Source organism: Siminovitchia sp. FSL H7-0308 (genome assembly GCF_037980985.1).
Taxonomy (GTDB): domain Bacteria; phylum Bacillota; class Bacilli; order Bacillales; family Bacillaceae_C; genus Siminovitchia; species Siminovitchia thermophila.
The window spans coordinates 1,492,379-1,514,162 of record NZ_CP150282.1; the positions used below are offsets into that span (position 1 = coordinate 1,492,379).

At 42.8% G+C, this 21,784-nt stretch carries 22 protein-coding genes; 21 read left to right on the forward strand and 1 reads right to left on the reverse strand.

Annotation, left to right across the window (positions count from 1 at the left end):
• Nucleotides 1-921 carry a Na/Pi symporter gene (locus MHB50_RS06990; RefSeq protein WP_340085068.1) on the reverse strand — a complete coding sequence of 307 codons (921 nt, stop codon included), beginning with the start codon at nucleotides 919-921 and terminating at the stop codon, nucleotides 1-3.
• Between the two features lie 181 nt (nucleotides 922-1,102).
• Between MHB50_RS06990 and rpsU the strand changes: the two genes are divergently transcribed.
• From rpsU to dnaG, 21 genes are all read left to right on the forward strand, one after another.
• Complete coding sequence (gene rpsU / locus MHB50_RS06995) at nucleotides 1,103-1,276, forward strand: 30S ribosomal protein S21 (RefSeq protein WP_057983047.1); 174 nt, start codon at nucleotides 1,103-1,105, stop codon at nucleotides 1,274-1,276.
• A gap of 12 nt (nucleotides 1,277-1,288) precedes the next feature.
• Complete coding sequence (locus MHB50_RS07000) at nucleotides 1,289-1,741, forward strand: GatB/YqeY domain-containing protein (RefSeq protein ID WP_340085069.1); 453 nt, start codon at nucleotides 1,289-1,291, stop codon at nucleotides 1,739-1,741.
• A gap of 848 nt (nucleotides 1,742-2,589) precedes the next feature.
• Entirely contained in the window at nucleotides 2,590-3,894 is a 1,305-nt protein-coding gene (locus tag MHB50_RS07005) for a nodulation protein NfeD (protein WP_339162844.1), read from the forward strand.
• 29 nt (nucleotides 3,895-3,923) lie between these two features.
• Nucleotides 3,924-4,916, forward strand: a complete 993-nt coding sequence (gene floA, locus MHB50_RS07010) for a flotillin-like protein FloA (RefSeq protein ID WP_077110652.1) — start codon at nucleotides 3,924-3,926, stop codon at nucleotides 4,914-4,916.
• A gap of 33 nt (nucleotides 4,917-4,949) precedes the next feature.
• Nucleotides 4,950-5,468, forward strand: coding sequence for a hypothetical protein (locus tag MHB50_RS07015; RefSeq protein ID WP_077110654.1), 519 nt, complete (start codon nucleotides 4,950-4,952; stop codon nucleotides 5,466-5,468).
• 111 nt (nucleotides 5,469-5,579) lie between these two features.
• Nucleotides 5,580-5,864, forward strand: a complete 285-nt coding sequence (gene yqfC, locus MHB50_RS07020; RefSeq protein WP_077110656.1) for a sporulation protein YqfC — start codon at nucleotides 5,580-5,582, stop codon at nucleotides 5,862-5,864.
• A 16-nt stretch (nucleotides 5,865-5,880) separates the two neighbouring features.
• Nucleotides 5,881-7,068 carry a sporulation protein YqfD gene (gene yqfD / locus MHB50_RS07025; protein WP_340085070.1) on the forward strand — a complete coding sequence of 396 codons (1,188 nt, stop codon included), beginning with the start codon at nucleotides 5,881-5,883 and terminating at the stop codon, nucleotides 7,066-7,068.
• A gap of 3 nt (nucleotides 7,069-7,071) precedes the next feature.
• Nucleotides 7,072-8,046, forward strand: coding sequence for a PhoH family protein (locus tag MHB50_RS07030; protein ID WP_077110660.1), 975 nt, complete (start codon nucleotides 7,072-7,074; stop codon nucleotides 8,044-8,046).
• Between the two features lie 115 nt (nucleotides 8,047-8,161).
• The gene (locus MHB50_RS07035) at nucleotides 8,162-10,330 is read left to right on the forward strand and encodes an HD family phosphohydrolase (RefSeq protein WP_077110662.1); all 2,169 of its coding nucleotides are present in this window, start codon (nucleotides 8,162-8,164) and stop codon (nucleotides 10,328-10,330) included.
• Nucleotides 10,314-10,790 (forward strand): rRNA maturation RNase YbeY, encoded by a 477-nt coding sequence (gene ybeY, locus MHB50_RS07040; RefSeq protein ID WP_340085071.1) that lies wholly within the window; start codon nucleotides 10,314-10,316, stop codon nucleotides 10,788-10,790. Before MHB50_RS07035 ends, ybeY begins: the two co-directional genes overlap by 17 nt.
• Nucleotides 10,774-11,154: a diacylglycerol kinase family protein gene (locus tag MHB50_RS07045; RefSeq protein WP_077110666.1), complete on the forward strand. Its 381-nt coding sequence runs from the start codon at nucleotides 10,774-10,776 to the stop codon at nucleotides 11,152-11,154. Before ybeY ends, MHB50_RS07045 begins: the two co-directional genes overlap by 17 nt.
• A 719-nt stretch (nucleotides 11,155-11,873) precedes the next feature.
• Complete coding sequence (locus MHB50_RS07050; protein ID WP_077110667.1) at nucleotides 11,874-12,284, forward strand: cytidine deaminase; 411 nt, start codon at nucleotides 11,874-11,876, stop codon at nucleotides 12,282-12,284.
• Complete coding sequence (era, locus tag MHB50_RS07055) at nucleotides 12,265-13,188, forward strand: GTPase Era (RefSeq protein ID WP_213089084.1); 924 nt, start codon at nucleotides 12,265-12,267, stop codon at nucleotides 13,186-13,188. Before MHB50_RS07050 ends, era begins: the two co-directional genes overlap by 20 nt.
• A gap of 105 nt (nucleotides 13,189-13,293) precedes the next feature.
• Nucleotides 13,294-13,434: a YqzL family protein gene (locus MHB50_RS07060; RefSeq protein ID WP_077110669.1), complete on the forward strand. Its 141-nt coding sequence runs from the start codon at nucleotides 13,294-13,296 to the stop codon at nucleotides 13,432-13,434.
• 118 nt (nucleotides 13,435-13,552) lie between these two features.
• Nucleotides 13,553-14,305: a DNA repair protein RecO gene (gene recO / locus MHB50_RS07065; protein WP_077110671.1), complete on the forward strand. Its 753-nt coding sequence runs from the start codon at nucleotides 13,553-13,555 to the stop codon at nucleotides 14,303-14,305.
• A gap of 373 nt (nucleotides 14,306-14,678) precedes the next feature.
• Complete coding sequence (gene glyQ / locus MHB50_RS07070; RefSeq protein WP_077110673.1) at nucleotides 14,679-15,572, forward strand: glycine--tRNA ligase subunit alpha; 894 nt, start codon at nucleotides 14,679-14,681, stop codon at nucleotides 15,570-15,572.
• Nucleotides 15,565-17,631, forward strand: a complete 2,067-nt coding sequence (gene glyS, locus MHB50_RS07075; protein ID WP_077110675.1) for a glycine--tRNA ligase subunit beta — start codon at nucleotides 15,565-15,567, stop codon at nucleotides 17,629-17,631. Before glyQ ends, glyS begins: the two co-directional genes overlap by 8 nt.
• 109 nt (nucleotides 17,632-17,740) lie before the next feature.
• A complete protein-coding gene (locus tag MHB50_RS07080; RefSeq protein ID WP_077110677.1) occupies nucleotides 17,741-18,388 on the forward strand; it encodes a helix-turn-helix transcriptional regulator in 648 nt (215 codons plus the stop codon).
• Nucleotides 18,389-18,405: 17 nt separating this feature from the next.
• Nucleotides 18,406-19,212 (forward strand): pyruvate, water dikinase regulatory protein, encoded by an 807-nt coding sequence (locus MHB50_RS07085; protein WP_077110727.1) that lies wholly within the window; start codon nucleotides 18,406-18,408, stop codon nucleotides 19,210-19,212.
• A 247-nt stretch (nucleotides 19,213-19,459) separates the two neighbouring features.
• Nucleotides 19,460-19,897: a DUF188 domain-containing protein gene (locus MHB50_RS07090; RefSeq protein ID WP_253191862.1), complete on the forward strand. Its 438-nt coding sequence runs from the start codon at nucleotides 19,460-19,462 to the stop codon at nucleotides 19,895-19,897.
• A 54-nt stretch (nucleotides 19,898-19,951) separates the two neighbouring features.
• On the forward strand, nucleotides 19,952-21,763 hold the full coding sequence (gene dnaG / locus MHB50_RS07095; RefSeq protein WP_077110729.1) for a DNA primase: 1,812 nt from the start codon (nucleotides 19,952-19,954) through the stop codon (nucleotides 21,761-21,763).
• The last annotated feature ends 21 nt before the right edge of the window (nucleotides 21,764-21,784 follow it).

Here is a 21,784-nt window from a genome sequence, read left to right on the forward strand (position 1 = left end):
CTAACGCTGATGTATTTTAATGATCAATTGGCCAAATTGAGTGGAAAACGGCAATACAACGAGAGAGCAAACAACATTAAACAAGACACTGGCGTGTGCAAGTTGTGTCATGGGATCATGGCTCAAAAAGCGGCTCCACTCGGCTAATGTATCTATAAATGGGATGAACAGCAAACCTCCCAACACATTAAGCCATAAATGGGCATATGCTGTGAGTCTTGCTTCCCGGCCTGCTCCAATTCCGGCAAGCAGCGCTGTGGAACAGGTGCCAATATTGGAACCAATCATGATTAAAATCCCCGCTTCCAAGGAAATTGTATTTGTGCTAAGAAAACTCATGGCAATACCTGTCACAACCGTGCTGGATTGGATAATGGCTGTTAATATCATTCCACCGATTAAAGCAAAAGGGACACTTAACTCAATTTTCCGAATAATCCCTTGCGCTGCTTTCAGGTCGGAAAGGGGACCAGACAACCAGCCGAAACCTTCCATGGAAGCAAAAATAATGCCGATGCCCAATAAAATAAATCCGATACTTCTTTTTTTAGTACTTTTAAACAATTGACATAAACAGCCGCTCACTAAAAAAGGGATGATCAAACTCGTAACATCGAAGGACAACATTTCCAATGTCACAGTTGTCCCGATATTTGTCCCAAGAATAATTCCAATTGTTTGCGGAAAGGATAGTATTCGTGCGGAGACAAGTCCCACCGCAATAACTGTAACCGCGGAGCTGCTCTGGAGGACAACAGTCATGGCGATCCCGGCAAGCATGCTTCTAAGCGGTGTTGCTGTTACTTGTCTGAGCCAACGTTCCATCGCACTGCCGGACAAATGAAACAGCCCGATTCGCATCCACGTCATCCCCAGTAAAAAGCATCCTGCAAGTAATAAAAATAAACAGATGTACAGCATGTCCTCCCCCCTTATGAATCATATGGGATGGTTTCTGCGGACATGCACAAAAAATTGTTACCGCCTGTTTCGTACGGTAAATGGATTGACCTGAATTTCTCATTATAATATAATAACTTAGTACATGGTTTTTTCCATGCATGAACATGTAATTGCTATGTTCGGAGGGAGGGAAAGAGAGATGTCAAAAACAGTTGTTCGTAAAAACGAATCGCTCGAAGATGCTCTTCGCCGCTTTAAGCGAACAGTTTCCAAAACTGGAACTCTTCAGGAATACAGAAAGCGCGAGTTTTATGAAAAACCAAGTGTCCGGCGGAAGAAGAAGTCTGAAGCCGCAAGAAAGCGCAAATTTTAAGAGGGTGAATTCATGAATCTTCTGGCACGTTTGGATGAAGATATGAAACAGGCGATGAAAAGCAAGGAAAAAGAAAAGCTTTCTGTCATTCGAATGCTCAAAGCAGCGCTGCAAAATGAAGCGATCAAGCTTGGAAAAGGGCAATTGTCTGAAGACGAAGAATTGACAGTTCTTTCTCGCGAATTGAAACAACGCAAAGATTCCCTCCATGAGTTCGAAAAGGCGGGGCGTGAAGACCTTGCCGAAAAATTACGAAATGAAATTAATTATGTCAATGTATATATGCCTGAACAATTGACTGATGATGAATTGAGCGATATAATTCGAGAAACGATTCAACAAACAGGTGCTTCTTCTAAAGCTGATATGGGTAAAGTCATGGGAGCCATCATGCCCAAAGTAAAGGGAAAGGCGGACGGCGCCCTAATAAGCAAGCTTGTCCAAGAGCACCTTTCAAAATCATGACAAATCCGGGAAGCGCACGCTTTCCGGTTTTTCTATGCAGGGGTAAGAAATGATGATTTTTGTATGAAAATTCACACGATGTCAACTGAAGTTTTACTGCCCAGCAAATATCAGTCTCCTCTCCTCGAAAAAACTGTGTAGTTAGTTGTATTTTGAAAATTAAAGCATGAGGATACTCTACAAAATTTGCTCCTGCGCAATATATTCGAAGAGTTTTGTTCAGCTCGTCGTAAAGCTGTTTGAAGATTGAAGCAACATGATACTTTGAAGTAAATTGCTTGGATTTTTCGTTGCCGTGTTTCGCTTTATTCCGCTTTTCCCGGCAGTAAATTTCCCCTGTAAGAAGCGCAGCTATTAGGGGGACATTGCTTCCGGTAAAAGCCGGATTAGCTTGGGGCGACTGGACAAGTAAAACTTCGGCAGTGATACATCATGTTTTTCAAAAGGTGTTGATCACAAAGGCGTCGCAAAATGTACACGATGTACGACTGTAAGCAAAGCGACAAGACAAGGGCTTTGAAAGCATCGTCATCACACTCATACGCAGAAAAAGCGCTAGCTTCAAGGATATAGTTGCCTGAGGCTTGCCAATAGGAAGCTTTCAAGCTGCCATTTGCCAGTAAAAGCCATTGGTTTTCACTAATCATCAGATCAGCGTCGAAAATCCTCCGCACTTGAAATTTCCTTTATGTCATGTGCACCAGTTTATAGACGCTGAACGAGCGCTTGCGCTTTTTTGTGAATAGCGTTTTAATAAGGATTTTTTTCGATATAATAATGGCAAGAATGAAACTTTTTGAAAAGGCCTCCCGTAATACAAATAGGAGCTTTCGGAAGGGGGTGATATCATGAAAAGGATCATTGCCGCTGTTTTCCTTTTTGTTGCCGGTTTTTGCATGTTGCTGCCGGTAGGGGCATCTGCCAAAGAAAACAATGTGTATGTCATTCCGATTCAAAACGATGTGGAAAAAGGATTATATGCATTCTTGGATCGGGCGATCAGTGAGGCGGAAGAAAATAATGCCGATATGATTGTTTTTGATATGAATACGCCAGGAGGAGCGGTAGATGCCGCACGGGATATCGGAAACCGGATCGCAGAAATAAAAAACATCAAAACCGTCACCTTTGTTAATTCGTGGGCCATTTCCGCAGGATCTTATATTGCGCTTCATACAGAAGAAATTTATATGACGCCCAATGCTGTAATGGGAGCGGCAGCCGTTATTGACCAGTCGGGAAATACCGCCGGGGAAAAGGCTGAAAGTATGTGGCTTGCGGCTATGGAAGGAGCGGCAAAGAAGAGCGGACGTGACCCGAAAATTGCGAAGGCGATGGCAAGCGGAAAAGTCGATTTACCCGAGCTGAAAGAAAAAGGCAAGTTGTTGACTCTGGAAGCGGATCAGGCTGTGAAAGTGGGCTATTCAGAAGGAACCGTCAAGGATATCGATGAACTTTTGGCGAAAACCAACATGTCGAACGCAAAGGTTCATACGGTTGAAACCACTTTCGCGGAATCGCTTGCACGAATCATCACGAATCCGATTGTCGTCCCGATATTATTAACCATCGCCAGTTTGGGACTTGTTCTGGAATTGTATTCACCAGGTTTTGGAATTCCTGGTTTCATGGGGTTGTCTTCTTTACTCCTGTTCTTTTACGGCCATTATGTTGCCGGCCTTGCAGGGTATGAATCTTTGCTTCTTTTCATATTGGGACTCATTTTTATTGCAGCGGAATTTTTTGTTGCAGGCGGCATTTTAGGGATTCTTGGCACTGTTGCTGTTATAGGAAGCATGCTGCTTGCGGGAGAAAATGTGATTCATATGGCTGTTTCAATTGTTACTGCTCTGATTATGGCTATTCTTTTCATGATTATACTTGTAAAGGTGTTTGGAAAGCGGATGAACATTTTTAAAAGATTCATTTTAACTGATTCAACGAGCACTGAAAAGGGATACGTGTCAAACGTAAACCGGTTAGAGTTAGTTGGTAAAAAAGGTGTCACGATTACGCCGCTTCGGCCATCTGGAACCGTCCTGATTGATGATGAACGGATAGATGTCGTTGCAGAGGGAAATTTCATTGAAAACAATACCGGTGTTAAAGTGGTGAAAGTGGAAGGCTCCCGCATTGTCGTGCGCCCCGTGTAAAACATAAATAAAGAGGAGGCAATATATTGATGTTAGGTCCTGATACAATTTTCTTACTTGTGATGATCGTTTTAGGCATTATTGCACTAGCCATACTATTTACATTTGTACCGGTGGGGCTCTGGATTTCAGCCCTTGCAGCCGGGGTCAAAATTGGGATTTTTACACTGATTGGTATGAGGCTGAGAAGGGTCATTCCCGGAAGAGTTGTCAATCCGCTGATCAAAGCTCATAAAGCGGGACTTCCGGTTGCGACTAATCAATTGGAGAGCCACTACTTGGCAGGTGGTAATGTAGACAGGGTTGTCAATGCTCTGATTGCTGCGCAGCGCGCCAACATTGAACTTACATTTGAGCGTGCCGCAGCTATTGACCTTGCAGGCCGCGACGTATTAGAAGCGGTCCAAATGAGTGTAAATCCAAAAGTAATTGAAACACCGTTTATTGCTGGTGTGGCAATGGATGGAATTGAAGTAAAAGCAAAAGCAAGAATAACAGTGCGCGCTAATATTGACCGCCTCGTCGGGGGAGCAGGTGAAGAAACGGTTATCGCTCGTGTCGGGGAAGGTGTCGTTTCGACGATTGGTTCCAGTGATAACCATAAGAAAGTCCTGGAAAATCCTGATATGATCTCTCGTACCGTACTGGCAAAAGGACTTGATGCCGGAACCGCATTTGAAATTCTTTCGATTGACATTGCGGATGTTGATATTGGGAAAAACATTGGAGCTCAGCTTCAAACAGATCAGGCGGAAGCCGACAAGAAAATTGCCCAGGCAAAAGCGGAAGAAAGAAGGGCCATGGCTGTTGCAAGCGAGCAGGAGATGAAAGCCAGAGTAGAGGAAATGAGGGCAAAGGTGGTCGAAGCGGAAGCGGAAGTACCACTTGCTATGGCGGAAGCCCTGAAATCTGGAAATTTGGGTGTCATGGATTACATGTCTCTTCGCAACATTGACGCAGATACGGATATGCGTGATTCTATCGGAAAAATGTCGAAACCAGATGATGACAAACAGAAATAAGATGGGCAGCTCTTTTGAAAGGGGGGCACTCCTTTGGAACAATTTTTGCCAATCATTATCATAGCCATTATAAGCTTTTTGCTGAACAGTAAAAAGAAAAATCAGCCGCAAAGACAAAAAGCTGACCAACATCAGCCAATCCGTCCAGTCCAACAAAAGCCTGCCCGTCCAAACACTGATCTTGAAGAACGAAGCAATTCAAACGAAAGAATGGACGAAGAAAACAAACCTTTTCAAGTCGATATGCCCCGCAGCCTTCGAGAAGCTGCCGATATATTATTGACACAGATCGAAACCAATCCTGCTATTGAAGAGGAGAAAGCGCGGGCAGAAGGAGAATTGGAAAAGCTGAAAAAGCAAGCAGAGACCTACGAACAGAAAATTCGCGCTGCACAAAAACGGGCTGCTGATCATGCCGATACCTTCATACCTAAAAAAGCAAAACCAAGTGAACAAAGACCATTGTTTGGACATCAAAATGATATTGTCCGGGGGATGATCATGCACGAGATACTTGGTCCTCCAAAAGCATTGAAACGGCGAGTCCGTTAGCAGGACGTGAATCAATGGCGAGAAAAGGCAGGTTTTTCCGCCTAAATGTTGAAACGAGTGATGAAACCTCCCTTCATTTCATACATATGAGATGAAGGGGGGTTCTTTTTTATGCCCAAAAAAATGACAGATCGGCTCCGCAAATGGATGACTAATAAAATGGAACTTCCGCCTGATGTATTGATGGATCTCCCGCGTGTGACGATTATCGGACAAATTCATATATATATCGAAAATCACAAAGGTCTTCTCGCTTTTTCCGATCGTGAACTCCGTCTTCTGCTGAAACAAGGCCAGCTGTTGATTAAAGGAAAATCATTCGTGATAAAAACGATTCTTCCGGAAGAAATTTTGTTGGAAGGGCGCATTGAAGAAGTATTGTACCTGAAACAGTAAGTAAGGAGGGGCCCAGATGAAGAACCGGTGGGTTACGTTCGTAACAGGCAGGGTGCTCGTAAAAATAGAAGGAACAGGTTTGGAGCGCCTTATCAATATTTGCGCGCGCAAAAAAGTGTCATTATGGTCTATGCGGAAAATGAAAACAGGGGCGATATTTTTTTATATCTCACTTCTTGATTTACATAATTTCAGGCATATCGTCCGCGACTTTGACTGTACCGTTTCTTTTATTCGCGGAGAGGGAATACCGTTTCTTTGGAAGCGGCTGCTAAAAAACAGCGGCTTTCTTATTGGTGTATTTCTGTTCCTTGTCATTTTGACTGTATTATCCAATATCACATGGGGCATTCAAATCAACGGGGCAAACCCGGAAACGGAACATAATATTCGCAAAGAACTGAACAAGCTCGGCATAAAAGTCGGCACATTTCATTTTTTCAATCAAGATCTTGAAAAGCTTCAACAACAATTGACGGAGCGTGTGAATAATATTACATGGATTGGCGTGGAGTTAAAAGGGACAACCTTCCATTTTCAAGTTGTTGAAAAAAATAAACCGAAAAAGGCAAAGCCGCTGGGTCCTCAGCATCTTGTTGCCAAAAAGAAAGCGGTAATCGCCGAAATGTTTGTTGAAAAAGGCAAGCCGATTGTTAAGGTCAATCAATTTGTGAAAAAAGGCCAAATGCTTGTATCCGGAATGATCGGCGGAGAAGAAGGAGAGCAGCTTGTTCCGGCCAAAGGGGAGGTTTGGGGCAAAACATGGTATCAGTCCGAGGTTGAATACCCGCTGACAACCCCTTTTGAGGTGTTTACCGGGAAGGAAAAGCGGATACACGGTATCAAGATTGGTTCGGTCGCTTTTCCTGTTTGGGGCTTCGGGAAAGAGGAATTTAAAAGCTTTGAAACGGAAAAAACTGAACACCCGATCAGGTTTTTAGGGTGGGAACTTCCCATAGCGTATATCGATGAAACCATTCGAGAAAGCGAAAGCTTCAAGCGGGAACTGACAAAAGAAGAAGCGGTTCAGGCAGGTAAGGATTTGGCAAAAGATGATTTGCGGAAACATCTTCCTGAAGATGCAAGAATAGATAAGGAAATTGTTTTGCATGAGACTGTGGAGAATGGTAAAGTTAAGCTAATAGTATATTTCCAAGTAATTGAAAACATAGCAAAAGAAAAACCGATTACCCAAGGAGATTAGTATATGTCAGAGGAATTATTCCAGAAGAAAATTCAGCTTGATAATGATGATGAAGTTTTTATTCTTTTTGGAAGTGGAGACAACAATTTAAAAATACTGGAAGATGAATTTCAAATAAAAATCGTGACACGCGGGGAAACGATCAACATTTCCGGTGAGGAAGAAGCCGTCACCCAAGCTCAAGAGACAATCAGACAGCTTTTGGATGTGACGCGCAGCGGCATTCATATTGGCCCGCGGGATGTTGCCTATGCCGCAAAAATGTCTAAACAAGGCAAGGTTGACTATTTTTCTGAACTATTTCATGAAGAAATTGGCCGAAATGCCAAAAGTAAATCCATTCGGGCAAAAACCCTTGGACAACGGCATTACATAGATGCCATCAAAAAAAATGACCTCGTATTTGGCATCGGTCCCGCCGGGACGGGGAAAACTTATTTGGCTGTTGTCATGGCTGTAAATGCATTAAGGAGCGGAAAGGTCAACAAAATTATATTAACGCGTCCTGCGGTGGAGGCTGGAGAAAGTCTCGGTTTTTTGCCCGGAGATTTAAAAGAAAAAGTGGATCCGTATTTACGCCCGCTCTACGATGCCCTTCATGATGTGCTGGGTGCCGAACATACACAGCGTTTGGTTGAAAGGGATACGATCGAAGTGGCCCCGCTCGCCTATATGCGCGGGCGGACACTTGATGATGCGTTTGTCATTTTGGATGAGGCCCAAAACACAACCCACGCTCAAATGAAAATGTTTTTGACTAGGCTTGGCTTTGGTTCGAAAATGGTCATTACGGGCGACTCTACACAAGTGGATCTCCCTCAGGGGGCCAAATCCGGATTAATTGCGGCCGAAGTCATCTTGCGTGGTGTGAAGGGAATTACTTTTATTCATCTTGATCACAGCGATGTTGTCAGACATCCGCTTGTTGGCCGCATTATCACTGCCTATGCTCAAAATGAGACACCCCCGGGACGTTGATCATTCCGGGGTTTTTTTATTTCACAAAAATATTTCGTGTTTTTATTGTCTAAAACTGCTATCATTTGGAATATGAGCATCTGCTATAAAATGAAAAAAGTCTGTGGAGGATTTTATGGATTTTCAAAAATTAATTGGCAAAGTACGGACAATCCTTAGCTATAAGCTTTTCACGGCACTTATTTACATCGTCTTGAGTATGCTGATGTTCGCTGTGCTCTATACAAATGTTAAGCCTGAAACATATGACGTTGAGTTGTTCTCTGTAGCTGAAAAGACAATCCGCTCGCCAAAAACGATAGAGGATGAAGTGAAAACAGAGGAAGAACGTCAAAAAGCGGCAGATGAAGTTGAAAAAGTCTATGTTCATAAACAAGAAATTGCCCAAAATCGAATTTTACTCGTAAATTCCATCTTCGATTTTGTAAAAGAAGTGAATCAGGAAACAAAAGATTTGGAAAAAGAAAATCAGAAACAAGAAGGGAAAGCGCCGGACAAACTCGCCTTGTTGAAAGAAAAGCTTTCCACCGATGAAACGGAAAATGTGACTGAGACGATTTCCGATCAAACACTCATTCGTCTCCTCGATGCAAAAGAGGACGAATTGGATAAGGCGCGAAATTTGTTGGTCAGTCACATTGAAGCGATTATGAGTGATAAAATTCGGGAGGAACAAGTAACGGCCGCACAAGGGACGCTGGCCGGGCGCATCTCCTCGGCGGGACTGTCGCAAGAGATTGAACAGGCCGCTATAGAACTGGGTGAGTATGCGATTGTTCCCAACGAACTGTATGATGAGGATCTGACAGAAGAGAGAAAGCGGCAAGCGATGGAAGAAGTGGAGCCTTTTAAAATATTACAAGGCCAAATCATCGTGCAAGAAGGCCATTTGATTGACAGGGAGATATACCGCCATTTGGAACTGCTTGGTCTTTTGAAAAGTACGCCTACTGTTCTGCCTTTTGTTGGCCTTGCGATTTTTGTCTTTCTTTCTGTCGGGGCCTTTTATGTTTCCTTCGCGAAGTTAAACTTGGCTGACCTTCAAAAGCAAAATCTTTTGCTGTTGACCAGCATTATTTTTGTTGCATCCCTTCTCATTATGAAAATCGTCAGTCTGATGGAAGAGGTAGACCGCTTCGAAATCGGGTATATTTTTCCGGCGGCGATGGCACCTCTTTTGATCAGGATTTTGGTGAATGAGCGGTTCGCATTGTTTATGACGGTTATTTTGGCCGCCTGCGGCAGCATCGTATTTCGGGATGACATATCGGGAACGATAGATATGGAGATCGCCATCTACTTTTTATTCAGCGGTCTCGCGGCTAATTTATTTTTGTCGGATAAAAGTGAGAGGTTCAATGTTTTACGGGCAGGAGTACTCGTTTCGTCCATAAACATTTTGATCATTTCTTTTCTCCAATTTATTGGCGGCGGCCAGTTTGCCAAAATGGAATTCTTTTTCCATATTGTATACGGAGTCGCTTCGGGAATTCTTTCCTCTGTTTTAGCCATTGGTGTCCTGCCGTTTTTGGAAGCGGGATTTGGCATTTTATCAACGATTAAATTGATTGAGCTATCGAATCCGAATCATCCGTTGCTGAAAAAAATTCTTACGGAAGCTCCGGGCACATATCATCATAGTGTCATGGTTGCCAACTTGGCGGAATCTGCGTGTGAAGCAATCGGTGCAAACGGATTGCTTGCCAGAGTTGGCGCCTATTATCATGATGTCGGCAAAACAAGAAGGCCGCATTTCTTTATTGAAAACCAAATGAATATGGAAAACCCTCACGACAGGCTGCCCCCGTCAAGAAGCAAAGACATCATCATCGCTCATGTAACGGATGGAGTGGCAGAGTTAAAAAAACATAAAATGCCGCGGGAAATTGTCGACATAGCGGGGCAGCATCATGGAACGACTTTGTTAAAGTTTTTCTATTATAAGGAAAAAAAGCTGAATGAAGACGTCTCAGAATCAGATTTTCGGTACCCTGGGCCAAAACCAAGGTCAATGGAGGCGGCGGTGATCAGTATTGCCGATAGCGTGGAAGCTGCAGTGCGATCCATGAAAAATCCGACACAAGAGGAAATTAAAAAGCTTGTCCATCAGATTGCGCAAGACCGACTGCTTGACGGGCAATTAAGTGAGTGCGACTTAACATTAAAGCAACTTGAAATCATCAAAGAAACGTTTTGCAAAACATTAAGCGGTATTTTTCATTCGCGAATCGAGTATCCTGGCAATAAAGATCAGAAGGTGATGTTAGATGGGGCTAGAAATTGATTTTATAGAAGAGACAAATGAAGTTCAAACAAGCCAATTGGAGTTGGTAGAACGTCTGCTGAAGCATGCAGCTTCTTTGGAAATGAGTGAAAAGGATGATGGTGAAGTGTCCGTCATCTTCGTGTCCAACGAAGCAATACGGGAGCTGAACCATTCATACCGCGGCAAAAATGAACCTACGGATGTCCTGTCCTTTCCAATGGAGGAGCTGGGGGAAGGAGAGATGGAGATCGCATATGCCCACGGAACTCCAAGGATGCTCGGTGATATTGTGATATCCATTGACAAGGCCCGTGAACAGGCGCAGGAATATGGGCATTCACTCGAAAGGGAGCTGGGATTTTTGGCTGTCCATGGATTTTTACATTTGCTCGGATACGATCACATGACACCTGAAGAGGAACAAAAGATGTTTCAAAAACAAGAGGAAATACTGAAGAGCTATGGCCTCGAAAGATAAGGGAGTATTTTCACTGCACCGGCTTGCCCAAGCGTTTAAATGTGCTTTCCAGGGCATTGCACACGTCTATTTGCATGAGAAAAACTTCCGTTTTCACACCGCGGCAGCCATTGTAGTAACTGGCTGCGGCTTTATTTTTCAAATTAGTAAAGTCGAATGGATGTTTGTTCTATTTTGTATATTTGGGATGTTTGTCTTGGAAATGATCAATTCGGCGCTAGAACGGACGGTGGATTTGATTACGGACGAATACAGGAAGCTTGCCAAACAAGCAAAAGATCTGGCTGCGGGCGCGGTGCTTATGTTTGCGATTCTGACTGTACTGATCGGGCTCATCATTTTCTTGCCCAAAATATTCGATTGAAGAGGCTAGGACACAAGCAAAACCGAACAATTCATTTATAATTGTGCGGTCTATTTGTGTTAACAATATTCCTATCATCGCTACGTCAACCTATTTCGCTTTCCTGCGGGATCTTCAGCTTTTTCGGAAAGCAAAGGTCGCTTTCCGCAGGTCTCTTCAGCTCGAGCTATTCCCGCAGGAGTCTACATATGCTGACGACGCTAAAAGCTTGCGTATGATACACTGGGACCATTTATCCCGCATGTAAGGTGCCGTAAGGCTCCCACTTCAAAATCTTGAGTGAATACAAAAGGTCCAAGTGTGAGAAAACGGCACCTAAATGCCCGATTGGTTCAACTAACATTCCTTGGGAAAGGCATACCAAGAAATGAAGTTTCACTTTATCCCGCATGTAAGGTGCCGTAAAACTCCCCCTTCAAGACTTGAGTTGACACAAAAGGCCTAAGTGTGAGAAAACGGCACCTAAATGCCCGACTGGTAGAAACGCCTACTAGAATGAAGTGTCACTGTATTGTTCGTTTTTAATTAGCTGATTTAGTTGTATCTTAGCCTCTTTATATTTTCGGTCTCATTTGAAACATCGTTTGCAATACGATAAAATAATGACACAATTTCCCTTAACGGAAATTGATGAAATTATCTAAAAGCATTTGTGGTAAAAGATAACTTTTTTTATGAAAATGTAGTAAAATAAGGATGAGGATGTAAGGGAGATTTAGATGGATATTAACCAATTGATTCAAGAGGCGGAAAGAGCAAAGAAAAAAGCGTATGCACCCTATTCCAAATTCACCGTGGGTGCGGCCCTATTGACGAAAGATGGTACCGTCTATCACGGCTGCAATATTGAAAATGCTGCTTATAGCGTGACGGTCTGTGCGGAGAGAGTTGCAATATTTAAAGCGCTTTCAGAGGGGGTGAATGAGTTTTCCGCTCTTGCTGTGACGGCTAATACGGACCGCCCGATAGCCCCGTGCGGCGCATGCCGGCAAGTGATTACGGAACATTGCCATAAAGGGATGAAAGTCATCATGGCAAACAGCAAGCGGGAAACCCATGAGTGTACAGTAGGACAATTGCTGCCGTTTGCATTTTCTCGAGAGGATTTGAATGAACAACATGATGAATGAAAACACAACGTTTAAATCTGGTTTTGTTTCGATTATTGGAAGACCAAATGTTGGAAAATCAACTTTTTTAAACAAAGTGATTGGCCAAAAAATCGCCATCATGAGCGATAAACCACAAACGACAAGAAACAAAGTGCAGGGTGTGCTGACAACCGATCATACCCAGGTTATTTTTATCGATACGCCCGGTATTCATAAGCCGAAACATAAATTGGGCGACTTTATGATCAAAGTGGCCATGAATACATTTAATGAAGTGGATCTCATTTTGTTTATGATTAATGCAGAAGAAGGATATGGACGAGGGGACGAATATATCATTGAACAATTGAAAAATGTTCGGACACCCATTTTTCTCGTCATCAATAAAATCGATCAAATACATCCTGATCAACTGCTGACAATCATCGAACAATATAAAGATATGCTTCCATTTCAAGAAATTATTCCGATTTCAGCATTGGAAGGAAACAATGTGGAGAAGTTGCTCCAGCTCATAAACGATTATTTGCCGGAAGGGCCGCAATATTACCCTGCTGATCAAGTGACGGATCACCCGGAAAGGTTTATTGTATCTGAGCTGATTCGGGAAAAAGTGCTGCATTTAACGAGGGAAGAAGTTCCACACTCCATTGCTGTTGTTCTTGATCAGATGAAAACGGAGAAAAATAAAGACATCATTCATATTATGGCTACGATCATTGTGGAACGCAATTCACAAAAGGGAATCGTTATTGGAAAACAAGGAAAGATGCTGAAAGAGATTGGACAGCGTGCACGGATGGATATTGAAAACCTGCTTGGTTCAAAAGTATTTTTGGAATTATGGGTTAAGATCCAAAAAGACTGGAGAAATAAAGCTTCACACTTGAAAGATTTTGGATTTACAGACGACAATTATTAACATGATTGTAAAGGTCGTTTGTTATTTAACAAAATTTACGTGGAATCTTCCTGGTCTGCCTGGACAAACATATTCATATAACCACTTAAGAAAGGCGGGATTCAAATGTATGAGTTTACTTGGAAAGTTTTTAAGAAGACGGGAAGCATTGACACATACCTGCTTCTAAAGGAACTTGAGAAAGAGGAACATATGAATGCTCTGCCGATGGATGAACCAGACGAGGTGGATTATCCTGTATCTTAAATGAGCCATTACATCAGCATTAAATAATGTTTTTGAGTACAAAGCGCCTTGATTTCGTTTCCTTCTTCTTTTCTTTAGACCCGCTGTGCAGTATGATACCTGTAAAGGGGTTAAAAGCATGCTGCAAAAAATAGAAGGAATTGTGATTAGATCCACAGATTATGGAGAATCTCATAAGGTCGTCGCTATTTACAGCAGGGAAGCGGGGAAAATTTCCGGGATGGCGAGAGGTGCCAAAAAGCCAAATAGTCGCCTCTCGGCGATTTCCCAGATCTTTACATATGGTCATTTTTTACTGCAGGCTGGCCGGGGATTAGGTACTTTGCAGCAAGGAGAAATTATTACCACTTTTAGAGGGATAAAAGAAGACTTATTCAAAACGGCTTATACTACCTATATAGTAGAAATGGTGGATAAAAGCACACAAGACAAACAGCCCAACCCATATTTGTTTGAACTTCTTCTCCAGACGTTGCAATATATTGATGAAGGCTTGGATCCCGACATTTTGACATGCATATTTGAAATGAAGATGCTGTCTGTTCTCGGCTTGTATCCGGAGATGGAGAAATGTGCCGTATGCGGATCTACGGAAGGCACATTCTCATTTTCCATAAAGGAAAACGGATTGATTTGCCACCGCTGTATGGAGCATGATCCGCACCGTCTGCCATTATCACAGCAATCCATCAAGCTTCTCAGGCTCTTTTATTATTTTGATTTAAATCGTCTGGGATCTATTTCAGTCAAACCCGAAACTAAAAAAGAGCTTAAAATGGCCATTGATCTATATTATGAGGAGTATTCCGGTCTTTATTTAAAATCGAAAAAATTCCTGGACCAGCTTGATTCATTGCGTGGTAAGCTGTAATGATAGTTGACAACGAACTTGTTTTGATTTATTTTATGATTAGTAAAACATGAACTGCGAAGAAGGAAAGTAGTATTCAACCCAATTCCATAAAAGCGAACCCGGGATGGTGGGAGCCGGGAATGGAACGTTGAAGAAGGCAGTCCCGAGCAGGAACGAACGAAAGTGGCCGGCTTTTCGGCAAATAGGGTGGAACCGCGGGCGAACGCTCGTCCCTATGCTTAGATTGTAAGCATGGGACGGGCGTTTTTATTTTACGCTGGAAACGACGCCATGGAAGTTATTTGTCTTGAATCCGTTCAATCCGCTGAGGGTCTCCACTTGACCTAAAGGTTGACGCTGCCAATAGTTCTTTATGGAAAGGATGATATTCGTGAATATACAAGAAATGATTGTAACACTGCAAGAGCATTGGTCAGATTACGGCTGTATTTTAATGCAGGCTTATGATGTTGAAAAGGGCGCGGGAACGATGAGCCCATACACCTTTTTGCGCTCCATCGGCCCCGAGCCGTGGAATGTGGCATATGTAGAGCCATCAAGGCGCCCGGCTGATGGCCGTTACGGGGAAAATCCAAATCGGCTGTACCAGCACCATCAGTTTCAAGTGATCATGAAGCCATCACCTGAAAACATACAAGAAATGTATTTGGACTCTCTTAAAAAGCTGGGGATTAATCCGTTGGAGCATGATATCCGATTTGTGGAAGACAATTGGGAAAATCCTTCTTTGGGCTGCGCTGGGCTTGGCTGGGAAGTGTGGCTGGATGGGATGGAAATTACCCAATTTACGTATTTTCAACAAGTCGGCGGTTTGGAATGCAAGCCGGTCTCAGTGGAATTAACTTATGGCATCGAAAGGCTCGCGTCCTATATTCAAGAAAAAGACAACGTGTTTGAATTGGAATGGACGGAAGGATTTACAGTTCGCGACATCTTTTATCAGCCGGAATATGAACATTCCAAATATACGTTTGAAACTTCGGATCAAGAAATGCTGTTTACGCTTTTTAATATGTATGAGAAAGAAGCGAAGCGGCAAATGGAAGCCGGTCTCGTTCACCCGGCATACGATTATATTTTAAAATGCTCTCATGTCTTTAACTTGCTTGATGCCAAAGGAGCTATTTCTGTTACAGAAAGAACGGCGTATATAGCAAAAATGAGGAACATGGCACGCCATGTTGCAAAAACTTTTTATGAAGAAAGAGAAAAACTTGGCTTCCCGATTTTACAAACTGTGAAGGAGGAATGTGGGCATGAGTAAGAGAGATATACTACTTGAGATCGGAATGGAAGAAATGCCCGCAAGGTTTATTCGAGAAGCAATCCGCCAACTAGAAGAAAAAGTGATCAACTGGCTTGATGAACATCATATTAGCCACGGCGGAGCGCAATCCTTCTCCACACCTCGCAGGCTGGCAGTGATCATCCGGGAAGCAGCGGAAAAGCAAGATGACAGTGAAGAAGAGATGAAGGGGCCCGCCAAAAAAATTGCCTTGGATAAAGATGGGAACTGGTCCAAAGCTGCCATCGGCTTTAGCCGTTCCAACGGGATGACGACGGACGACATTTATTTTAAAGAAATAAAAGGAACGGAATATGCCCACGTGAAGCGATTTATTCAGGGAAAGAAAACGATAGATCTGCTTCCCGAGCTTGAACATATCGTTACGGGTCTGCACTTTCCAAACAACATGCGCTGGGCGAATCATTCCATTAAATATGTCAGGCCGATCCGCTGGCTTGTAGCCATGTTCGGAAAAGAAGCTGTTTCTTTTTCCGTAGCCGGAGTACAGACCGATGTGGTGACAAGGGGTCACCGTTTTCTTGGAAGCCAGGCAACTATTTCGACACCGGCTGATTATGAAAAAAGTTTGCTGGATCAGTATGTGATCGCAGATGACGAAAAAAGAAAGCAAATGATTCTCGAACAAATAAAACAATTGGAAGTTGAACGAAACTGGGTTGTTCCAACAGATGAAGATCTTCTTGAAGAGGTCACCAATCTTGTGGAATATCCGACTGTCTTTTTCGGCAGTTTTGAAGAGAGTTTTTTAAGCCTCCCTGAAGAGGTGCTCATCACTTCCATGAAATCGCATCAGCGGTATTTTCCGGTAAGGGATCGATCTGGTCAATTGCTCCCGTATTTCGTTTCCGTTCGTAACGGTGATTCCCGCTATATCGAAACAGTCATGAAAGGGAACGAAAAAGTGTTGCGCGCAAGACTCGCCGATGCCGAATTTTTCTTTGAAGAAGATAAAAAATTGGATATTGACGTTGCTCTTAACAAACTTGAGAACATTATTTACCATGAAAAAATCGGCACATTAGCCGGGAAGGTCAAACGAATCCGGAAGATCACGAAGGAAATTTGCCAAGATCTTCATCTCTCAAAAGAGGAACAGGAACTGGCGGACCGGGCTGCTTCCATATGCAAGTTTGATCTTATCACAAATATGGTCGATGAATTTCCGGAACTTCAAGGTATTATGGGGGAAAAATACGCTCTGCAAAAAGGTGAATCCGTTCAAGTGGCACAGGCCATCCGGGAACATTATATGCCGCGCCATGCCCATGATCGCATTCCCGAATTGACAATCGGCGGTGTTGTCGGCCTTGCTGATAAACTGGATACGATCGTCGCTTCATTTGCAATTGGTTTAATACCGACTGGCTCGCAAGACCCGTACGCTTTACGCAGAAGCGCTGCCGGGATCATCCATATTTTACTTGATAAAAACTGGAATCTCTCTATAACAAACCTGCTGAAACAAACCATCGCCATTATACAAGAAGATGCCATTGGCCAGAGCGAAGGGTTGCTTAAAAATCTGTTGGAGTTTTTCCAATTGCGCATGAAGTTTATGTTGCAGGAGCGCGGTATCCGTCATGATATCATCGACGCGGTACTCGGTGGAGAGATGAACGGAGCGCCAGATATTGTAGACAGGGCCAAAACGTTGAATGAACAAAAAGATAAACCTGATTTTAAAGAAACGATTGAATCATTGGCCCGCGTATTAAATATTGCTCGTAAAGCAGAACCGGCTGGCGAGATAGACCCTTCCTTATTTAAGAATGGGGAAGAACAAATTCTATATGACAAATATGAAGAATTGCGGGAAATATTCCAATCCCGACCGGATGCAAGGGCGCGATTTTCGGCTTTAAAGCAATTGCAACCCGCAATCACCGCATATTTTGATCATACGATGGTTATGGCGGAAGACTCTGCCATCAGAAATAATCGGCTGTCGCAAATGAAAAAGCTCGCTGACTTGATTGGCTCGTTTGCCCAAATAAATGAAATTCATGTGAAATAAATGGAAAAGGGGTCACTAAACCCCTTTTTCCTTTATAGAAGTGATTTTCTTTAAACACGATATAGTATATACTAAATAATAATCAGTATGTCATATTTCATGTCCATGGGTGGTGAGCAAAATCGAACTGAGCAAAAGGCAGGAACGCATATTGGAAATCGTCAAGGAAAACGGTCCGATTACAGGAGAACATATAGCGGATAAGCTGAATTTAACTCGGGCAACATTAAGGCCCGATTTAGCTATTTTGACAATGGCAGGATATTTGGACGCACGGCCGCGCGTCGGTTATTTTTATACGGGAAAAACGGGAATCCAGCTCCTGGCGGACAAATTGAAAAAGCTTGTTGTCAAGGATTACCAGTCCATGCCTGTCGTCGTACATGAAAACGTTTCAGTTTATGATGCCATCGTTACTATTTTCTTGGAAGATGTCGGCACATTATTTGTTACAGATGATAACCACCATTTAGCCGGAGTTCTCTCACGGAAAGACCTGTTAAGAGCGAGTCTTGGAAAGCAAGAGTTATCCACTTTGCCAGTGAACATTATCATGACACGGATGCCAAATATTACGATGTGCAAAAAAGAAGATTTACTTATTGACGTCGCAAAAAAATTAATCGATGTTCAAATAGACGCTGTTCCCGTAGTAAAAGAAACAGATTCAGGTTATGAAGTAATCGGGAGGCTGACAAAAACAAATATTACAAAAGCATTTGTAGCGCTTGGCGATCAGGGGGAAAAGCTTACATGACGAAAGAAGGTGACAGGATGACGGAACCAATTATTTATGTAGTATCGGATTCAGTGGGTGAAACGGCGGAGCTTGTCACAAAGGCGGCTATCAGCCAGTTTTCAGGCTCAAATGCCATCATTAAGCGGTTTCCGTATGTGGAAGTCAAAGAGAATATTGATGAAGTCATATCACTTGCAAAAATGAGCCGAAGCATCATTATTTATACACTGGTGAAACCGGAAATCAGAAAGTACTTGCATAAAAAGGCGGAACAGTCAGGAATTCATGCGGTTGATGTGCTTGGTCCGCTCATCGATATTTTTGAAACGATATTTGACAAAACGCCTTCATATGAGCCGGGGCTTGTTCGTAAGTTGGACGCAGACTATTTTAAAAGAATTGAGGCAATTGAATTTGCGGTGAAATATGATGACGGCCGCGATCCAAGAGGTCTGCTCAAGGCGGACATCGTGCTGGTAGGCGTTTCACGCACTTCCAAAACGCCTCTATCCCAATACCTTGCTCATAAGAGATTCAAAGTGGCGAACGTGCCTGTTGTGCCGGAGGTGGACCCGCCTGAAGAATTGTTCAAGATCGATTCCAGCAAGTGCATCGGCTTAAAAATCAGCGCTGAAAAGCTTTATGAAATTAGAAGGGAAAGACTGATCACACTAGGCTTGGATGATAATGCGATTTATGCCAACATAGAAAGAATCCGCAGAGAAATCGAGTATTTTGAACTGATCTCCGGCAAAATCGGCTGTCACATTATTGATGTAACAAATAAAGCCGTTGAAGAAACGGCCAATATCATTATAAATTATATACAGAATAAAAAATGAAATGAGCGCAACTCGAGTGCTCATTTTTTTTGGGAGATTCCCAAGGCTTTTATCTGGTCAAAGCAGCAATATTACGCTATAATAAAAAATTGTGTTTAATCAAATAAAAAAGGTTTAGATCCAGGAATGAAAGAATAGACTATTTATTGTGAATCAAATTCAAGTCATAATCATTCATGGAAAATAAAAAAATAAGAAGGAATCTGCGGAGGGATGCAGAATAAATAGTTATGCGGATAAAAAAAGAGTGATTTTTGTCGATGCCGATGCCTGCCCTGTTAAAAAAGAGATTTCTTCCATTGCTGCGGAAAAGAACGAAAAAGTGTTATTCGTTGCTTCGTATAACCATAAACCTGGCATTATCGCGGAGAATGAACAATGGACTTTTGCAGATCCTGTTGCAGAGGCAAGTGATATGTATATTCTGAACAATATTAAAACAAAGGATATCCTCAAGGATATCGGGTTGGCAAGCCTGGCTCTCCAAAAAGGGGTACTTGTCCTTTCTGCAAACGGCAAGATATACCGCGAGGATCAAATGGATACCGCCCTTCAATTTCGATACTGGGCCCGGAAGGAGCGTGAACGGGGAAATTTCGGAAAAGGGCCAAAAGCCTTTGGGAATGCAGATCGACATCACTTTTTAAGCTCCTTTCGTGAGATTTTGTCGAATTATGATGAATAAGGTTGAATTGTGGCCGATGGTTGTTAAAAATAAAGAGAGATGGAGATGTTTACCGTGGCTGCAAGAATTCCTGAGGAAAAAATCATTGAATTAAGGCAGTCTGTTGATATTGTCGAGATCATAAGCGATTATGTCCAGCTAAAAAAACATGGCCGAAACTATTTTGGACTATGTCCTTTCCATCAAGAAAACACACCATCTTTTTCTGTCACCGCCGAGAAGCAGATTTTTCATTGTTTTGGATGTGGCACTGGCGGAAATGTTTTTAATTTCATCATGGAGGCAGAGGGTGTATCGTTCCAGGAAGCGGCGGCCAGGATCGCTGAAAAAGGCAATATTCCGCTTGATATCAAGCCGCATGAATCAATAGCCCTCCAACATGTCCCGCCACATGAGCAACGAATGCTGAAAGCCCATGAATTGTTGGGAAAATTTTATCACCATTTGCTTATGAACACTAATGAAGGTGCCGGCGCATTGGATTATGTAACGTCAAGGGGCATGGCTGTTGAGAGTATACGAAAGTTCCAAATCGGATATTCTTTGCCTGAATGGGATATCGCTGTCAAATATTTAAAGCAGCATGGCTTTTCTGAAGGCGAAATGGAACAGGCTGGATTAATTATTAAAAGGGAGAACGGAGAAGGCTATTTCGATCGTTTTCGGAACAGGCTTATGTTTCCTCTCACGGATATGAAAGGGAACATCGTGGCTTTTTCAGCCCGTTCCTTGTCCGAGGATGATCACCCAAAATATTTAAACACGCCTGAAACTCCGATCTTCAATAAAAGTTCGTTGCTATATAACTATTACGCCGCAAGAAGCGAAGTGCGCAAACAAGGATTTGCCCTTCTATTTGAAGGCTTCGCCGATGTTATATCCGCCGACCATGCCGGTGTTAAAAATGGCACGGCTGTGATGGGTACATCTTTGACAGATAAACATATCCACTTGCTCAGGCGGCTCACTGATTCTGTCACTATTTGCTTTGATTCTGACCACGCAGGAATCGAAGCTGCTTACCGTGCAGGGTTGCTCTTGATACAACACGGAATGGAAACAAAGGTGGCCATGCTGCCCCAAGGACTTGATCCCGATGATTATATCCAAAAGTACGGGGCAGAAAAATTTCGTTCTGATGTGGTTGGGAATGCTTTGGCGTGGACAGCATTTAAGCTTCAATACCTTAGATTGGATAAAAATTTGCAAAATGAAGGAGAAAGGCTAAAGTACATCGAAGAAGTGATGAAGGAGCTGAGTACGCTCGGCAATCCGGTGGAAAGGGATCTATATACGCGGCAGGTAGCGGAAGAATTTTCCTTATCACTGGAAGTACTTCAAGACCAACTTGAAAAACTGGTGGCCAGCCAAAGGAAAAAATCAAAGCCCCGCCAGCAAGAGCCAAATCCTTTCATTGCGAAAAAAGCGAGAGTGCCCCAGGCCCATATACTTGCAGAAAGGCACCTCATTGCCAGGATGCTGCGTGATGAAGAGGTGGCATACCGGGTGATGGATATGCTTGACGGCCACAATTTTCACCTTGAGGAACACCAAGCAATTATCACGTATTTATTGGGTTATTTTGAGGAAGGAAATAAGCCGGATCCGTCTTTATTTTTACATTTTTTGCCAAATAAAAATTTGCGGGCCATCGTGACAGAAATAGAAATGATGACGGTGGATCATGAATATACTGAACAAGAATTAAAAGATTGCGTTAATCATGTGTTGAAACATGGGAAAATGTTAATGATAAAAGAAAAGCAACTTGAGCAAAAAGCGGCAGAACGAAATAAAAACATGGAAAAAGCAATGGAGATTGCGAAGGAAATCATTGAACTTCGCAAGTCATTATCATATATGTAGTCGTACTGAAATGTTTGGAAG

What these genes read in the sequence shown, in the direction of transcription:
- glyS (WP_077110675.1), top strand. Translation starts at nt 15,565, where the DNA reads ATGAGTAAGAGAGATATACTACTTGAGATCGGAATGGAAGAAATGCCC.
- ybeY (WP_340085071.1), top strand. Translation starts at nt 10,314, where the DNA reads ATGGGGCTAGAAATTGATTTTATAGAAGAGACAAATGAAGTTCAAACA.
- yqfD (WP_340085070.1), top strand. Translation starts at nt 5,881, where the DNA reads ATGAAGAACCGGTGGGTTACGTTCGTAACAGGCAGGGTGCTCGTAAAA.
- MHB50_RS07050 (WP_077110667.1), top strand. Translation starts at nt 11,874, where the DNA reads ATGGATATTAACCAATTGATTCAAGAGGCGGAAAGAGCAAAGAAAAAA.
- MHB50_RS07060 (WP_077110669.1), top strand. Translation starts at nt 13,294, where the DNA reads ATGTATGAGTTTACTTGGAAAGTTTTTAAGAAGACGGGAAGCATTGAC.
- MHB50_RS06990 (WP_340085068.1), bottom strand. Translation starts at nt 921, where the DNA reads ATGCTGTACATCTGTTTATTTTTATTACTTGCAGGATGCTTTTTACTG.
- era (WP_213089084.1), top strand. Translation starts at nt 12,265, where the DNA reads ATGAACAACATGATGAATGAAAACACAACGTTTAAATCTGGTTTTGTT.
- MHB50_RS07045 (WP_077110666.1), top strand. Translation starts at nt 10,774, where the DNA reads ATGGCCTCGAAAGATAAGGGAGTATTTTCACTGCACCGGCTTGCCCAA.
- recO (WP_077110671.1), top strand. Translation starts at nt 13,553, where the DNA reads ATGCTGCAAAAAATAGAAGGAATTGTGATTAGATCCACAGATTATGGA.
- floA (WP_077110652.1), top strand. Translation starts at nt 3,924, where the DNA reads ATGTTAGGTCCTGATACAATTTTCTTACTTGTGATGATCGTTTTAGGC.
- MHB50_RS07000 (WP_340085069.1), top strand. Translation starts at nt 1,289, where the DNA reads ATGAATCTTCTGGCACGTTTGGATGAAGATATGAAACAGGCGATGAAA.
- rpsU (WP_057983047.1), top strand. Translation starts at nt 1,103, where the DNA reads ATGTCAAAAACAGTTGTTCGTAAAAACGAATCGCTCGAAGATGCTCTT.
- MHB50_RS07030 (WP_077110660.1), top strand. Translation starts at nt 7,072, where the DNA reads ATGTCAGAGGAATTATTCCAGAAGAAAATTCAGCTTGATAATGATGAT.
- MHB50_RS07085 (WP_077110727.1), top strand. Translation starts at nt 18,406, where the DNA reads ATGACGGAACCAATTATTTATGTAGTATCGGATTCAGTGGGTGAAACG.
- MHB50_RS07035 (WP_077110662.1), top strand. Translation starts at nt 8,162, where the DNA reads ATGGATTTTCAAAAATTAATTGGCAAAGTACGGACAATCCTTAGCTAT.
- MHB50_RS07005 (WP_339162844.1), top strand. Translation starts at nt 2,590, where the DNA reads ATGAAAAGGATCATTGCCGCTGTTTTCCTTTTTGTTGCCGGTTTTTGC.
- yqfC (WP_077110656.1), top strand. Translation starts at nt 5,580, where the DNA reads ATGCCCAAAAAAATGACAGATCGGCTCCGCAAATGGATGACTAATAAA.